Source organism: Salipiger thiooxidans (assembly GCF_900102075.1).
GTDB lineage: Bacteria > Pseudomonadota > Alphaproteobacteria > Rhodobacterales > Rhodobacteraceae > Salipiger > Salipiger thiooxidans.
Genome location: NZ_FNAV01000013.1, coordinates 64592 through 79506 on the forward strand (window position 1 = coordinate 64592; position 14915 = coordinate 79506).

Annotated in this window: 14 protein-coding genes; 6 read left to right on the plus strand and 8 right to left on the minus strand. The window is 68.8% G+C overall.

Going from position 1 to position 14915, the window contains the following annotated elements; genetic code table 11:
• Window positions 1-34: 34 nt before the first annotated feature.
• The gene (gene hemE / locus BLQ77_RS19090; RefSeq protein WP_089962091.1) at window positions 35-1078 is read right to left on the minus strand and encodes a uroporphyrinogen decarboxylase; all 1044 of its coding nucleotides are present in this window, start codon (window positions 1076-1078) and stop codon (window positions 35-37) included.
• A 91-nt stretch (window positions 1079-1169) separates the two neighbouring features.
• Between hemE and hemC the strand changes: the two genes are divergently transcribed.
• Window positions 1170-2129 carry a hydroxymethylbilane synthase gene (gene hemC, locus BLQ77_RS19095; protein WP_089962093.1) on the plus strand — a complete coding sequence of 320 codons (960 nt, stop codon included), beginning with the start codon at window positions 1170-1172 and terminating at the stop codon, window positions 2127-2129.
• Between the two features lie 168 nt (window positions 2130-2297).
• Here the strand turns inward: hemC and BLQ77_RS19100 are convergent, their stop codons facing one another.
• From BLQ77_RS19100 to BLQ77_RS19110, 3 genes are all read right to left on the minus strand, one after another.
• Window positions 2298-3722 (minus strand): UdgX family uracil-DNA binding protein, encoded by a 1425-nt coding sequence (locus BLQ77_RS19100; protein WP_089962096.1) that lies wholly within the window; start codon window positions 3720-3722, stop codon window positions 2298-2300.
• The gene (locus BLQ77_RS19105) at window positions 3722-4957 is read right to left on the minus strand and encodes a putative DNA modification/repair radical SAM protein (protein ID WP_089962098.1); all 1236 of its coding nucleotides are present in this window, start codon (window positions 4955-4957) and stop codon (window positions 3722-3724) included. Before BLQ77_RS19105 ends, BLQ77_RS19100 begins: the two co-directional genes overlap by 1 nt.
• 91 nt (window positions 4958-5048) lie before the next feature.
• Window positions 5049-6035 carry a quinone oxidoreductase family protein gene (locus BLQ77_RS19110; RefSeq protein ID WP_008885581.1) on the minus strand — a complete coding sequence of 329 codons (987 nt, stop codon included), beginning with the start codon at window positions 6033-6035 and terminating at the stop codon, window positions 5049-5051.
• Window positions 6036-6280: 245 nt separating this feature from the next.
• On the opposite strand from BLQ77_RS19110, the gene BLQ77_RS19115 reads away from it, so the two are divergent.
• Window positions 6281-7135, plus strand: coding sequence for a DUF2189 domain-containing protein (locus tag BLQ77_RS19115; RefSeq protein WP_089962101.1), 855 nt, complete (start codon window positions 6281-6283; stop codon window positions 7133-7135).
• Window positions 7136-7262: 127 nt separating this feature from the next.
• Here BLQ77_RS19115 and BLQ77_RS19120 read toward each other — a convergent pair whose 3' ends face one another.
• Both BLQ77_RS19120 and BLQ77_RS19125 read right to left on the minus strand, forming a co-directional pair.
• Window positions 7263-8246 carry an NAD(P)H-quinone oxidoreductase gene (locus tag BLQ77_RS19120; RefSeq protein WP_089962105.1) on the minus strand — a complete coding sequence of 328 codons (984 nt, stop codon included), beginning with the start codon at window positions 8244-8246 and terminating at the stop codon, window positions 7263-7265.
• 9 nt (window positions 8247-8255) lie between these two features.
• Window positions 8256-8942 (minus strand): COQ9 family protein, encoded by a 687-nt coding sequence (locus BLQ77_RS19125; RefSeq protein ID WP_008885370.1) that lies wholly within the window; start codon window positions 8940-8942, stop codon window positions 8256-8258.
• A 115-nt stretch (window positions 8943-9057) separates the two neighbouring features.
• Here BLQ77_RS19125 and rpsU point away from each other — a divergent pair, with 115 nt between their 5' ends.
• Entirely contained in the window at window positions 9058-9264 is a 207-nt protein-coding gene (gene rpsU / locus BLQ77_RS19130) for a 30S ribosomal protein S21 (protein ID WP_008885097.1), read from the plus strand.
• Window positions 9265-9475: 211 nt separating this feature from the next.
• The gene (locus BLQ77_RS19135; RefSeq protein WP_089962109.1) at window positions 9476-10804 is read left to right on the plus strand and encodes an alpha/beta hydrolase; all 1329 of its coding nucleotides are present in this window, start codon (window positions 9476-9478) and stop codon (window positions 10802-10804) included.
• 161 nt (window positions 10805-10965) lie between these two features.
• Here the strand turns inward: BLQ77_RS19135 and BLQ77_RS19140 are convergent, their stop codons facing one another.
• Together BLQ77_RS19140 and BLQ77_RS19145 are read right to left on the minus strand one after the other, a co-directional pair.
• Entirely contained in the window at window positions 10966-12462 is a 1497-nt protein-coding gene (locus BLQ77_RS19140; RefSeq protein ID WP_089962113.1) for a D-alanyl-D-alanine carboxypeptidase family protein, read from the minus strand.
• A gap of 284 nt (window positions 12463-12746) precedes the next feature.
• On the minus strand, window positions 12747-13445 hold the full coding sequence (locus BLQ77_RS19145) for an HAD family hydrolase (protein ID WP_089962117.1): 699 nt from the start codon (window positions 13443-13445) through the stop codon (window positions 12747-12749).
• 96 nt (window positions 13446-13541) lie between these two features.
• Between BLQ77_RS19145 and clpS the strand changes: the two genes are divergently transcribed.
• The gene (gene clpS, locus BLQ77_RS19150; protein ID WP_008884698.1) at window positions 13542-13904 is read left to right on the plus strand and encodes an ATP-dependent Clp protease adapter ClpS; all 363 of its coding nucleotides are present in this window, start codon (window positions 13542-13544) and stop codon (window positions 13902-13904) included.
• 24 nt (window positions 13905-13928) lie between these two features.
• Entirely contained in the window at window positions 13929-14906 is a 978-nt protein-coding gene (locus BLQ77_RS19155) for a class I SAM-dependent methyltransferase (RefSeq protein WP_089962120.1), read from the plus strand.
• Window positions 14907-14915: the final 9 nt, after the last annotated feature.

The window sequence follows — 14915 nt, forward strand, 5'->3', positions numbered from 1 at the left end:
GGCGGCGCTTTCGTTTTCGGCGGTATCGAGGCCCTCAGGCGTCCTGCGTCGCACCTTCGCGCACGGTGTCGATCATCAGCTGCACGTTCTCGGGGTCCGCGTCCGGCGTGATGCCATGGCCGAGGTTGAAGATGTGCGGCCCCTTCGAGAAGGCCCTCACCACGCGCCGCGTCTCGGCCACGAGCGCGTCGCCCCCGGTCACCATGTGCGACGAGGCGAGGTTGCCCTGCACGCAGCCCGAGACCTGCACGTGTTCGGCCGCCCACTCGGGCGTCACGCTGTCATCGACCGCCACGCAATCGGCGCCGGTGGCCTCGTGGAACCCGACATAGCCCTCGCCCGCCTGCCGCGGGAAGACGATGACGGGAAGGCCCGGATGCCGCGCCTTGAGCTCCCATGTGATGATCCGCGCGGGCTCGAGCGCGTAGCGTTGGAAATCCTCGCCGTCGAGCGACCCGGCCCAGCTGTCGAAGAGCTTGACCACCTCGGCCCCGGCCTCGACCTGCGCCGAGAGGTAGTCGATCGTCGACTCGGTCAGCCGCTCGATGATCTTCTCGAAGAGCGCCCGGTTCTCGGCCTTGAGCGCATGCGCCGGCCCCTGGTCCGGGGTGCCGCGCCCGGCAATCATGTAGGTCGCCACGGTCCAGGGCGCCCCGGCGAAGCCGATCAGCGTGGTCTCGGAAGGCAGCTCGCGGCGCAGGATCTTCACCGTCTCGTAGATCGGGTTCAGCGTGTCGTGGATCATCTCGCCGCGGCCAAGCTTGTCGAAACCGGCCTCGGTGGTGATCGTCGACAGCCGCGGCCCCTCTCCGGTGACGAACCACAGGTCCGCGCCCAGCGCCTGCGGCAGCAGCAGGATGTCGGCGAACAGGATCGCCGCGTCGAAGCCGTAGCGGCGGATCGGCTGCAGGGTGACCTCGGCTGCCAGTTCGGGGTTGTAGCACAGCGACAGGAAGTCGCCTGCCTGCGCCCGGGTGGCCTTGTATTCCGGCAGGTAGCGCCCGGCCTGCCGCATCATCCAGATCGGCGGTGTGGGCAGCGTTTCCCCGGCCAGTGCCCGAAGGATGGTCTTTGTCATATCGCGGCCTCCCAAGTTCGGTGTCGCAGGCGGCAATATGTCAATTCACGCCCCATTGCCACACGCAATCCCGCGACATAAAGCTCTGGCCATGACACGCGCGCTTCCTTCCCCCGACCAGCCGCTCCGGATCGGCACCCGCGGCTCGCCGCTGGCGCTGGCCCAGGCCCACGAGACCCGCGACCGCCTCTGCGACACCTTCGCGCTGTCGCCAGAGGCCTTCGAGATCGTCGTCATCCGGACCACCGGCGACGACCGCTCGATGATCGCCGCCGACCGTCCGCTGAAGGAGATCGGCAACAAGGGGCTCTTCACCAAGGAGATCGAAGAGCAGCTTATGGCGGGCGGCATCGACATCGCGGTGCACTCGATGAAGGACATGCCGACGCTGCAGCCCGAGGGGCTGATGCTCGACTGCTACCTGCCGCGCGAGGACGTGCGCGACGCCTTCATCTCGCCCGGCCACGGCGGCCTTGCCGACCTGCCCGCGGGCACCGTGGTCGGCACCTCGTCGCTGCGCCGCCGGGCGCAGTTGCTGAACCGGCGCCCGGACCTCAGGGTGGTGGAGTTCCGCGGCAACCTGCAGACCCGGCTGAAGAAGCTCGAGGACGGTGTGGCCGCGGCGACCTTCCTGGCGATGGCAGGCCTGAACCGGATGGGCATGACCGACGTACCGATGACCGCCATGTCGCCGAACGAGATGCTGCCCGCGGTGGCGCAGGGCGCCATCGGCATCGAGCGCCGCAGCGACGACAGCCGCGCCGCCGAGATGCTGGCCGCGATCCACGACCACGACACCGCGCTCCGTCTTGGCGCCGAACGCGCCTTCCTCGCCGAACTCGACGGTTCCTGCGAGACACCGATCGCCGGGCTCGCTGAACTCGACGGCACCGCGCTACGCCTGCGCGGCGAGCTGCTCGCGCCGGACGGCAGCGCCTCGCACGCGGGCGAGATCGCCGGCCCCGCCGACAACGGCCCCGAGCTCGGGCGCCTGCTCGCGCAGCAGCTTCTGGCAAGGGCCGGCGCAGACTTCTTCGCCTGGCGCGGCTGACGACTCACGCCCTGCCCCCGGCGCCGTTCCGGCGGCACCGGACGGCCTGCCTCCGGCGGGAGTTTATCCGGCAAGATGAAAGACGGGGTCCCGCGAAATGCCCCATCTTCATCTTGCAAGGTAAACTCCGGGGGTGAGGCGCGGCACGCGCCGAGGGGGCAGAGCCCCCTATTTCCCCAGAATCTCGGCCGCACGACGCAGGTCGGCCTCGAAGGCCGCTTCCGCGGCCGCGCGCTCGATCGCGGGCAGCCGCAGCAGGTAGGACGGGTGCACGGTGACCAGCACAGGCGTGCCCTCCGCCGTCTGCTCGACGCCGCCGCGCCGGGTCAGCAGGCCGCGGCGGTCGCCGGTCAGGCTGTCCAGAGCGGTGGCCCCCATGGCGAGGATCAGCCGCGGCTTCACCTGCGCGCGCTCCAGGTCCAGCCACCAGCGGCAATGCTGGATTTCTCCCTGTGTCGGCGACTGGTGAATGCGGCGCTTGCCGCGGGCGGCGAACTTGAAGTGCTTCACCGCGTTGGTGACGTAGGCGCGCGCCCGGTCGAGCCCGGCCCGCGCCGCGACCTCATCGAAGAGCTGGCCCGCCGGGCCCACGAAGGGCCGGCCCTCGAGATCCTCGAGATCGCCCGGCTGCTCGCCCACGATCATCAGCGGCGCATTCAGAGGCCCCTCCCCCGGCACCGGCTGGGTGGCGTTTTCCCAGAGCGGGCAGCGGCGGCAAGCGGCGAGCCCCGCGGCGAGATCGTCGCCCGGCTCGGGCACCCGGGCGGCGCGCAGCCGTTCGCCGATGCGCTCGGCGCGCAGGGGCGCCACCATGGGCGCGGCGGCGGCCATCTCGCGGGCCCGTGCCTGAGCCGAGGCGACCATCTCGGGGATGAGCGCGGTCTCGGGCATGTTGCGCCAGTATTTCTTCGGCATCTCCGCCTGCATCGCCTTCAGCTTCACCCGCGCGGGATTGAAGATGTTGCGAAAATAGGTGCGCCAGAGATCCTCGGCCGCGTCCTCGGGCAGGTCGGGTCGCGCCGCCGCGGCGCCGAAGCGCAGCGTGCCCGCCTCGAAATGCGCCGAGAGGTCGGGGGTGAGGATCGACCAGTCCATGTCGCCGAAGCGCCGCACGAAGAAGGGCGCGGTCAGCTCGAGGATGTGGTGCGACGGCTCGAACCACGCGGCGAAGCGCCGGCGCCCGGCCTCCGCATCGCCCAGCTCGCGGAAGCGCACGAAGGCGGTCATCTTGTGGCGGTCGCGGCGCACCTCCTTGGCCATGCGCTCCAGCCGGTCGACCAGCGGGTCGGCGCGATCCTCGAGCAAGCGCCGGTCGCGGCCCAGCGCCCAGAGCAGCGCGTAGAGCCGTGCGAAGCGCTCGGGGTCGGCGTGGCAGACCGCCAGCCGGGCGAGATCCACGAAACCGCGGGGCACCGTCACCGCGCCGCCTCCGGGCGTGGGCGCCGCCGCGGGGGCGCCCGCGAAGAGGTCGGCCTCGCCCGCCCCGCGCTGCCAGAGCACCTCTTCGGGTGGTACACCCTCGGCCAGCAGCGCCCGCGCCTCGTCGCGCCAGCCCTCGAAGGTGCCGATCTCGGGAAGCACCACGCAGCGCATCAGATCAGCTGCAGCTGCTCGGGCGGCGGCGCGAAGCGGGCGCGCAGGTCTGCGGCGTCGCCCAGCGCCCGCGGGCGCCAGTCGAGCAGGGTGATGAAGGTCTTGGCCTGCTTGAGGTTCGCCCCCATCCGCCGCAGGTCCTCGTAGCGCAGGGTGCGGTGACCCCGCGTGGCGAGGATCCGGCCCACGGTCTTGGTCCCCAGGCCCGGAACCCGCAAGAGCGTCTCGCGCTCGGCGCGGTTCACGTCAACCGGGAACAGGTGCCGGTTGGCCAGCGCCCAGGCGAGCTTCGGGTCAACCTCAAGATCCAGCAGCCCGCCGGCAGTGGAGGCGGCGATCTCCTCGACCCCGAAACCGTAGAAGCGCAGCAGCCAGTCCGCCTGATAGAGCCTGTGCTCGCGCATCAGCGGCGGCTTGATCAGCGGCAGCGCGGCAGAGCTGTCGGGGATCGGCGAGAAGGCCGAATAATAGACCCGCTTCAGCCGATAGCTCGAATAGAGTCGGGTCGAGGTCCGCAGGATCGTCGCGTCATCGGCACCGTCGGCCCCGACGATCATCTGCGTCGACTGGCCCGCGGGGGCAAAGCGCGCCGGCCGCTTGCCGGTGAAGCTGCGCTCCTTCCGGGCCTCGCGCTTCAGGCGGACGTCGGCCATGGCGCGGCGGATCTGGTCCGGGCTCTTCTCGGGGGCATAGGATTGCACGGCGCGGTCGGTGGGCAGCTCGACGTTTACCGAGAGGCGGTCGGCGTAAAGCCCCGCCTGCTCGATCAGCTCGGGCGTGGCGTCGGGGATGGTCTTGAGGTGGATGTAGCCGCGGAAGCGGTGCTCGGTCCGCAGCATCCGGGCGATGCGGACCATGTCGCCCATGGTCTCGTCCGGCGAGCGGATGATCCCCGAGGACAGGAACAGCCCCTCGATGTAGTTGCGCCGGTAGAACTCCAGCGTCAGCGTCACGACTTCCTCCGGCGAGAACCGCGCCCGCTCGACGTTCGAGCTCACCCGGTTCACGCAATAGGCGCAGTCGTAGATGCAGAAGTTGGTCATCAGGATCTTGAGCAGGCTGATGCAGCGCCCATCCGGCGCGTAGGCGTGGCAGATGCCCGAGCCGGTGGTCGAGCCGAGCCCTTTGCCATCGCGCGAGTCGCGCCGCTGCCCCCCGCTCGAGGCGCAGGAGGCGTCGTATTTTGCCGCGTCCGAGAGGATCGCAAGTTTCTGATCGAGAGTGAGTCTTGCCATGTGTTCATGATATGTTCACATGGCTCGCCGGATCAACGGCAGAGCTGCGGCGGGGCGATCACCTTTGCATCATCGCCCCGCCGCGCCGCGCTCAGCCGAGCGTCAGGATGGTCTGGCCGGTGGTGCGCCGCGCCTCGAGCGTGCGGTGCGCCTCGGCGACGTCCTCGAGCGGAAAGCGCTGGTCGATGCGGATCTTCACGTCGCCCGCGACCACCTTGCCGAACAGCATCCCGGCCATCTCCTGGCAGGCGGAATGGTCGGCGATATGGGTGAAAAGCGTCGGCCGCGTCAGCTTGAGCGAGCCCTTCTGGCCGAGGATCCCGAGGTTGAAGTTGTCGACCGGCCCCGAGGCATTGCCGAACGAGATCATCATGCCGAGCGGCTTCAGGCTGTCGAGCGAGCCCATGAAGGTGTCCTTGCCCACCGAGTCCATCACCACGTCGACGCCCTTGCCGTCGGTCAGCTCACGCACCTTCGCGGCCCAGTCCTCGGTCGCGTAGTTGATGCAGGCGTCGGCGCCGTGCTCGAGCGCCAGCGCGCATTTCGCGTCGGAGCCGGCGGTGCCGATCAGCCGGATGCCCTCTGACTTGGCCCATTGGCAGGCGATCAGCCCGACGCCCCCGGCGGCAGCGTGGAACAGCACCGTGTCCCCTGCCTTGAGCGGCGTGGTGCGGTGGAAGAGGTACTGCACCGTGAGCCCCTTGAGCATCATCGCGGCGCCTTCCTCGAAGGAAATCGCGTCAGGCAGCTTGCAGACCTGCGCGGCGGGCATCACCCGCGCCTCGCAATAGGCGCCCGGAGGCGCCGAGGAATAGGCCGCACGGTCGCCGGGCGCGAGGTGGACGACGCCCTCGCCCACCGCCTCGATGGTGCCCGCGGCCTCCATGCCGAGCGCGTGCGGCAGCGTCATCGGGTAGAGCCCCGAGCGCTGGTAGCAGTCGATGAAGTTCAGCCCGCAGGCAGCGTGGCGGATGCGGACCTCGCCCGGCCCCGGTTCGCCGACCTCGCGCTCGACCAGCTTGAGGGTCTCGGGCCCGCCGTGTTCCTCGATGATCACCGTCTTCGCCATGTCGCTCATGCTGCGCTCCTCTCCTGTTCGTAAGATGCGGTTTCGGGGCGAACCCTGCGCTGTCACCCCCGCCGGCACAAGGGCCAAGGTTGCGCGGCCGGGACCGGACCGAAACATACAACGGGACGTGAATGCGTTTTCGAAAGATCCGTGCTAGACTGCGCTAATGCGGCGCCGGTCGGTCTGGCCATCGGCGCATTGGGCCGGACCCGACTTGGCGCGTCACGCCACGCCACGCCAAAGGGAGGAGACCCATGGCCCAGACCATCGGAAATCCGCTGTCTTGGACAGCGCAGCAACTGGGCGGGGCGGGCAGCCACCTCGCCGCCGCCTCGCGCGAGATCGGCAGTCACGACCTCACGCCCCCCCGGGTCCGCTACATGGACATGTCCGACATCGGCGACTCCCTGCGCGCCGGCTGGGCGGATTTCCAGGCCTGCCGCACCGACGTCATGGCCATCGTGCTGGTCTACCCGGTGATGGGGCTTCTGCTCATGGGGCTGGGCCTGCAACTGTCTCTGGTGCCCCTGCTCTTCCCGCTGATCTCGGGCTTCGCGATCCTCGGCCCCGTCGCCGCGGTCGGGCTCTACGAGATGAGCCGGCAGCGAGAGATGGGCGAGGCGCCCCGCTGGGGGCAGGCCTTCGCGGTGATGCGCTCGCCCGGATTCGGGGCGGTGCTGGTCATGGGGCTTTATCTCGCGGCCCTGTTCATGGCCTGGATGCTGGTCGCGGCCGGGATCCACGCCCTGACCATGGGCGCCGACACGACCACGGGCCTCATGGCCTTCCTGTCGCAGGTGTTCGGCACGCCGGGCGGCTGGACGATGATCGTGCTGGGCTGCGGCGTGGGCTTCCTGTTCGCGCTGGGGGCGCTGGCCACTTCGGTCGTGTCCTTCCCGCTGGTGCTCGACCGCCATGTCGGCGCACCGGTGGCGGTGGCGACCTCGATTCAGGTGCTGAAGAAGAACCCGGTCGTGACGCTGGCATGGGGGGCCACGGTGGCCGCGCTGCTGGTGCTGGCGGCGATCCCGCTGATGCTGGGCTTCATCGTAGTGCTGCCGGTGCTTGGCCACGCGACGTGGCACTTCTACCGCCGCGCGGTCTACTGACGGCCTGCAGAGGCTTTACGAGGGCGGCTGTAGCCGCCCCCGACGCCTCGGGCGAGGTTTTCCGGCCCACGTCTTCCGGCCCAAGTCTTCAGACCCAAGCCTCAGATCAGGGTCTCAGACCACCGCCTCAGGCGACCTTGAGGACGATCTTGCCGATGTGGCCCGAGCGCTCCATGTGGGCATGCGCCTTCGAGGCCTCGTCGAGCGCGTAGACCGAATCCATCACCGGCGCGACGCGTCCGGACTCGAGCAGCGGCCAGACCGTCTTGCGCAGGGCCTCGGCGATGCGCGCCTTGGCCAGGTCGCTCTGCGGCCGCAGGGTCGAGCCGGTGATGGTCAGGCGCCGCGTCATCACCTGCGCGAAGTTCAGCTCGACCTTGGGCCCCTGCAGGAAGGCGATCTGCACCAGCCGGCCCTCGTCCGCCAGCGCCTTGACGTTGCGCGGCAGGTAGTCTCCGCCCACCATGTCGAGGATCAGGTTCGCCCCGCCCTCTTCCCGCAAGACCGAGACGAAATCCTCGTCGCGGTAGTTGATCGCCCGCTCGGCGCCGAGCGCGAGGCAGGCATTACACTTCTCGGGCGAGCCCGCCGCGGCGAAGACCCGGGCGCCGAAGGCCGAGGCAAGCTGGATCGCCGTCGTGCCGATGCCGGACGAGCCGCCGTGCACGAGGAATCGCTCGCCCGCCTGCAGGCCCCCGCGCTCGAAGACGTTGGTCCAGACGGTATAGAAGGTCTCGGGCAGGCAGGCCGCCTCGCGCAGGTCCATGCCGGCGGGCACCGGCAGGCAATGGGCGGCGGGCGTCGCCACGTATTCCGCGTAGCCGCCGCCGGGCAGCAACGCGCAGACCGCGTCGCCGACGGCGGGCCAGCGCACGCCGGGTCCCACGGCCACGACCTCGCCCGAGGCTTCGAGCCCCGGCAGGTCGCTCGCGCCCTTGGGCGGCGCATAGCTTCCGGCCCGCTGCAGCGCGTCGGGGCGGTTCACCCCCGCCCAGGCCACGCGGATCACCACTTCGCCGTGCCTCGCCACCGGCACGGGCCGGGTCGTCGCGCGCAGCATTTCGGGGCCGCCGGGTTCGGAAATCTCGACGGCGCGCATGGTGTCAGTCATGGGGTGTCCTTATCTGGGAGCGGTCCAGCCGCCCGGCAAATCGCTCTCGCGCGCGGATCGTGGCGCGCGAATATTGCTTAACACCCGCTCCGGCCCGGCGAAAACCCGTTTCAGCAGGGGATTCTCGCGCACCTTCGCCTTGGTCTTCTCGATCCGCATCACGTCCTCGATGCGGCGGTCGAGGAAGTCCCACGTCGCCTGATGGTCGATCGAATCGTCGCCGAGCCAGAACAGCACGGTCGAGGAATAGACGCCGCTCAGGGTGGCGCGCTTGGTGTACCAGTTGAAGTCGCGCGCGGTGTCGCCGAGCGCGCCCCAGATGCGGTCCGCGGTGCCCCAGATCAGCTTGGCACCGTCGGGCGCATAGAGCGGCAGGGCAAAGAGCGTGGTGCCGCGGCGCACCGCCTCGCGGTCGTCCACGACCTCGATCCGGGTGCGGATGGCGCGCGCGACCTTGTCGCGGTAGCGCAGTCCTTCGTCGTCCGCCTGCGCCAGCCTCGCGGCCATCGCGTCGTCTCCGCGCCGGTGGAAAGCGATCGCCATATCGACGGCTCCGCGGGGGAAGAGCCCGCGCGCCACGACCGGATCGACGCCGGCGTCGGTCACTGCGGCCCTGAAGGTCGTCTCCGACCAGCCGTCGAAGGCGACATGGTTCAACGCCGCATCCAGCAGGCGGGTGGCTGTATCATCTGTCATGTGGCCTCTCCTTCGACTCTATAACTAGAAGCCTAGACAATTTCGCCAAGCCTTGCTATGAGGCGGCTTCCTGCAATTCCTTGCAACTCAAACTTAGAAAGGTGGTGAAAACCACATGCAGGTTAGTGTTCGCGACAACAACGTCGATCAGGCGCTCCGCGCTCTGAAGAAGAAGCTGCAGCGTGAAGGCGTGTTCCGTGAAATGAAGCTTCGGCAACATTTCGAGAAGCCGTCCGAAAAGAAAGCGCGCGAAAAGGCAGAGGCAGTTCGCCGTGCCCGCAAGCTGGCGCGCAAGAAGGCCCAGCGCGAAGGTCTCCTCTGAGATCAGCGCAAAGGTCAGGCAGCTGACCTTCCGACACGATGAGAAGACGACCCCCGGGGCCTGGCCTTTCGGGGGTTTGTCATTTTGTGAACCCGGGCATATAGCGCTTCGGGAACTTCCCCTCTAGGTTGCACATTGTTAAAGGTAGGCTCCGCGCGTCTGGCGGGCCGGCCACCGCAATGCGGCAAGACATCCTCCGAATGGGGTTCCCGTGACCGAGAGCGATTTCATCTGGATCCTGATCCTCGTGCTGACGGCTGCAGCACTGACGCTGTACCTGCGCTCGGGTCACCGCACGCCGGCGCGGCGTGGCGGCGACGGGCGCACCCACGAGGCGCCCGAGGATGCCCGGCCGAGCGGCCCGCCCGAGGTCTGGGTCGCGGATCTGCAGAGCAGCCTGCCGCCGATGCCGCGGATCACCTCCCGGCGCGGCTCCCGGGCTGCCGAGGCCGAGCTCGACGGGGATGACGAGGGTGACGCCCCCGCCCCCGCCAAGGACGTTCGCACGACCCGCTACTGGGTGCAGCGGGTGTTCTTCGGCACCGACCGTGCCGTCGAGGCCATGGACGAGCACGGTGCCGACTTCGGCAACCGTCGCGCCGGGCGCCTGACACTGGGCCACACCGACATCACCATCCCGCGCGAGGCCCACCGCGAGGGCCGCATCGAGCGCCCCACGGAGTACGGCTTCTTCAGCGTCACGCTGCGCCGCAAGGCCTGCGACCCCGAGCACCATTTCACCGTGCTCAAGACCGAGATCCTGTCCGAACCCGCTTTCATGGCCATGGCCTCGCACGTGGCCGAGGGAGCCGAGCGCTTCGCCCACACCGCCTTCGTCTTCATTCACGGCTTCAACACCACCTTCGCCGACGCCACCTTCCGCGCCGCGCAGCTGGCCCATGACCTCGGTTTCGACGGGCCCGCCTTTGCCTACAGCTGGCCCTCGGACGGCGAGACCCAGGACTACGCCTCCGATCTCGAGAGCGCCCGCAATGCCGGCGGCTTCATGGACCGCTTCCTCGAGCTGGTGTTCGAGACCCCGGGCGTCGAGAAGGTGCACGTCATCGCGCATTCCATGGGGAACGCGGCGCTCGAGGCGCTGCTGACCCGCGCGGGCACCCGGCTCGGGCAGCGCGGGCAGGCCATCGGGCAGCTCGTGCTTGCAGCACCCGACCTCGACGCGGGCAGCTTCGAGACCATGGCCGGCCATTTCACCGCCGCCGCCAAGGGGATCACTCTCTACGCCTGCGCCTCGGACCGGGCGCTGCTGGCCTCGCAGCAGGGGCGCGACACCTACCGGAGGCTCGGCGACGTCGGCCCCGACGGGCCGGTGGTGGTGCAGGGCATCGACTCGATCGACGTGACGCCGGTGGGCTCGGACCTGTTCTCGCTGAACCGCAACGCCTATGCGCAGGACCGCGGGCTGCTCGACGATCTGGGCGCGCTGTTCTCGACCGGCCAGCGCCCGCCCGGCCGCCGCCTCAGCAAGCTGACCGAGGTCGCGGGGCCGCGCGGCATCTACTGGCGGATGGCGCGCTGAGCCCCTCCCTTCCGGGCCCCGGCCAAAATTCGGCACAAGGCTGAATCCCGGCGAGCAAATCCCTGCGAACAAGAAAAGGCCCCCGGTCCGAAGGCCGGGGGCAGCAGTTCTGTCTTCGTAGTCTCGTGCGGCGCGTTCGCCGTCACGTCGTGGGTATCGGATCAGCTCGGGCCGATCATGAAACAGGTGACCTGTCGGGCCTGAAGGCGGCGGCAGGCAAGGTCTGCGGTCTCGCGCGAGAGGCCCATGAAGTTGGCGTCGAAGCCGCTGGAACGGTTGACCACTTTGCGCAGCGAGCCGTCCAGCGTGGCGGTCTCCATCAGCGCGGTCTTAAGCAGCACCTTCTCGGCGGCGTAGCGGCTCGGGTAGCGGCCGACGTTGATGCCCCAGTGACGCCCGCCCGAGGTCGAGACGCGGGTCACGACTTCCTGCTCCTCAACCGGAGCGACGGCGGCAACGGTCTCGACGGTGGCCGCGACGGCGGCACCCGGCGCCGCTGCGGGCGTGGAGGCGGCGAAGGCCACGATGCCCTGCGGGCGCCGCACTGGCTTGATCGAGGAATCCGGTGCGACCTGAGAGGCATCCGCCAGCGTCACGGGCGCGGCGGCGACCGGCGAGGCGGCCTGCTGCTCGGCGGTCTGCACCGCGGCCAGCACAGTCTCGATGTCCCCCTCGACGCTTGCCACCAGCGGCGCGACATCGCTGCCGCTCGGACCGGTGGGGCCGGGCCGGGCCTGCGGACGCAGGCTGCGGTTCACGGCTGCGGCGACGACGCGAATCGTCTTGCCACGGGCGCCGTCCGGGCTCGGGTCGGCGGTCTGCGCGACGATGACCTCGCCCAGCCCGCGGTTACCGAGGTAGGGCGGCAGGCCCGGCTTGCGCAGCGCCACCCGCGTCTTGGCGCGCTTGAACCCGAGGTCCATGAGCTGCGCCACCTTGGCGTTGCGCGCCGCGGTGGAGGCGCCCCCGAAGACGGTGGTGATCACGCGTTCCTGCCCGCGCTCGGCGGAGGCCACAAGGTTGAAGCCCGCGGCCCGGGTGTAGCCGGTCTTGATGCCGTCGGCACCCTTGTAGGAGCCGAGGAAGCGGCGGTTGGTGTTGGCCACCTCGCGCACGCCGGCGCTCGTCGAGATCCGCGAGAACAGGTTGTAGTACTGCGGGTAGTCGTAGACCATGTGGCGCCCGAGGATGCTCATGTCACGCGCGGTGGACATGTGCCCCGACTCGGTCAGGCCGTTGGCGTTCTTGAAGGTCGAGCGGGTCATCCCGAGCGCCTTCGCCGTGCGGTTCATCCGCCGCGCAAAGGCCGCTTCCGAGCCCGCGATGGCCTCGCCGATGGCGGTCGCCGCGTCGTTCGCCGACTTCACCGCCGCCGCCCGCACGAGGTAGCGCAGCTTGATCTTCTGACCTTCGCGCAGCCCCAGCTTGGAGGGCGGCTCGGAGGCCGCGTTGCGCGACACGGTCACCACGGAGTCCATGGTGATTTCGCCATGCTCCACCGCCTCGAAAGCGATGTAGAGCGTCATCATCTTGGTGAGCGATGCGGGGTGAAGCGGAGTATCCGCATTCTCCGAATGGAGCACCTCGCCAGACCTGGCATCCATCACCATCGCCGCAAAGGGCGCGGCCATGGCACTTAGCGGCATTGCCGCAAGCATCACGATTGCCAGAATAAATTGCAGGCCTGCTCGGCCCGGCCACTGCCTACGCCGTCCCGTCACGGTATCCGCCTTCTACTGCCTCGTGTCCCCGGCTGTTTTTTATCCGGTGGACTTGTTCTGCTTCGGAGAAGCGTAGCACGGGATCTGCTTCAAAGAAACCCGGCAATTCCTTGATATTTTGCCCGAATTTGCCGCAGGAAAACCAACATATAGGGCGTGGGCGGCGACCGCCCCCTAGACGTGCCACCCGCACTGTTGGCGTGCTATTGATTCGTTTTTAATCAACCTATACGAGAAACAAGGGCGCACAGGCCCCCGAGATCCGGCAATTCCGCAAAGCGCGGATGGTCGGGCTTGTCATCCATCTCGAGCCCCCAGACGAGGTCATGCGGCACGTAGACGCCCCAGCCCCCGGCCGCGATGGCCGGGTTCACGTCGGACTTGAGCGAATTGCCCACCATCATCGACGCCTCGGCCCCTCCGGGAGACCGCCCGAAGATCCGGCCATAGGTCTCGCTTCGCTTGTCCGAGACGATCTCGACCGCATCGAAGCAGTCCCCCAGCCCCGACTGCGCCAGCTTGCGTTCCTGGTGGAGCAGGTCGCCCTTGGTGATCAGCACGAGGTAATGATCCTCGGCCAGCGCCTCGACGGCCTCGCGGGCATGGGGCAGCAGCTCGATCGGGTGGTTCAGCATGTCCTGCCCGGCCGCCAGCAGCTCCGAGATCACCGAGCCCGGCACCTTGCCCTCGGTCACCTCGATGGCGGTCTCGATCATCGACAGCACGAAGCCCTTCACGCCGAAACCGTAGTGGCCGATGTTGCGCTTCTCGGCCTCCAGAAGGCGCGAGCCCAAATGTTCGGCGTCTGCATGATCCGCGAGCAGCTCCGCGAATCGTTGCTGGGTCAGGTGGAAGAAACGCTCGTTGTGCCAGAGCGTGTCATCCGCATCGAAAGCTATTGTTTGCAATTTCCGGTTCATATGGGAGAGACTCCTTCCAGCGACCCTTCCCTCGCGCGCCGCTCCGAATTATATAGACGCTTCGAACCCTGAACCGCAAAGCGCCTTGAAGCCGAGATGACCATCACCATCACGGAAATGCCGATCCGCCTCGCCAACACGCCGTCCTTCGACGACGGGGATGGCAGCGACGCGGACGTGGTCGTCCAGACCAAGCCGAAAACCAAGCGCCCGCCGCTCTACAAGGTGCTCCTGCTGAACGACGATTACACTCCGATGGAGTTCGTCGTGCACGTGCTGGAGCGTTTCTTTGGCATGAGCCACGCGCAGGCGTTCGAAATCATGCTCACGGTGCACAAGAAGGGCGTCGCCGTCGTCGGCGTCTTCAGCCACGAGATTGCAGAGACCAAGGTTGGCCAGGTGATGGACTTCGCCCGCCGCCACCAGCACCCGCTGCAGTGCACCATGGAAAAGGAGTAGGCCGCCCTCGCCGCGGCCCCACCCATGACAACGGACAGACTGAGTTTCGCAACCGAGGCAGGCCTGAGCCTGCCCTCCGATGGTCGCATCCTGCTGCTCGGTGCGCCGGGCGATCTGGTGACCGAGGCGCTGCCGCTCGAGCGCTGCGCCGTGGTGCAACGTTTCCGCCCCGACTTCGACCTCTGGCAGCGACGCGGCGTCGATGTCTCGCTGGTGCCCGAGGGCAGTGTCACCGCCGCAGTGGTCTTCCTGCCCCGCGCCCGCGAACTTGCCGAGGCCCGCATCGCCGAGGCCTGCGCCGCCGTGCCCGATGGCCTCATCGTCGTGGATGGTCTGAAGACCGACGGCATCGAGGCGCTGGTCAAGGCGCTGAAGTCCCGCACCGAGCTCCAGGGGCAGGTCTCCAAGGCCCATGGCAAGACCGTCTGGTTCACCGCCACCGACGTCTTCGCCGACTGGGCCCGCGCGCCGGACCTCAACGCCCATGGCGACTGGACCGCGCCCGGCGTGTTCTCGGCCGACGGCCCCGACCCTGCCTCGCAGGCGCTGCTGGCCGCACTTCCCGCGAAGCTTGGCGCGCAGGTGGCCGATCTGGGCGCCGGCTGGGGAGGGCTCTCCACCGGGCTGCTGAGCCGCGATTCGCTCGCCGCGCTCCACCTCGTCGAGGCCGACCGCACCGCGCTCGACTGCGCGGAACGCAACGTCACGGACCCGCGCGCCAGCTTTCACTGGGCCGACGCCACGAGCTGGGAGCCGCCCGCGCTGCTCGACACCGTGGTGATGAATCCGCCTTTCCATACTGGGCGCAAGGCAGATCCGGCGCTGGGTCAGGCCTTCATCGCAGCCGCCCGCCGCATGCTGAAACCGGCCGGGCAGCTATGGCTTGTCGCCAACCGTCACCTGCCCTACGAGACCGCCCTCGCGACGCATTTCCGGGCGAGCGAGGAGATCGCCGGCGACAGCCGCTTCAAGATTCTCCATGCCTCTCGCCCGAAACGCTGATCTTCGCTA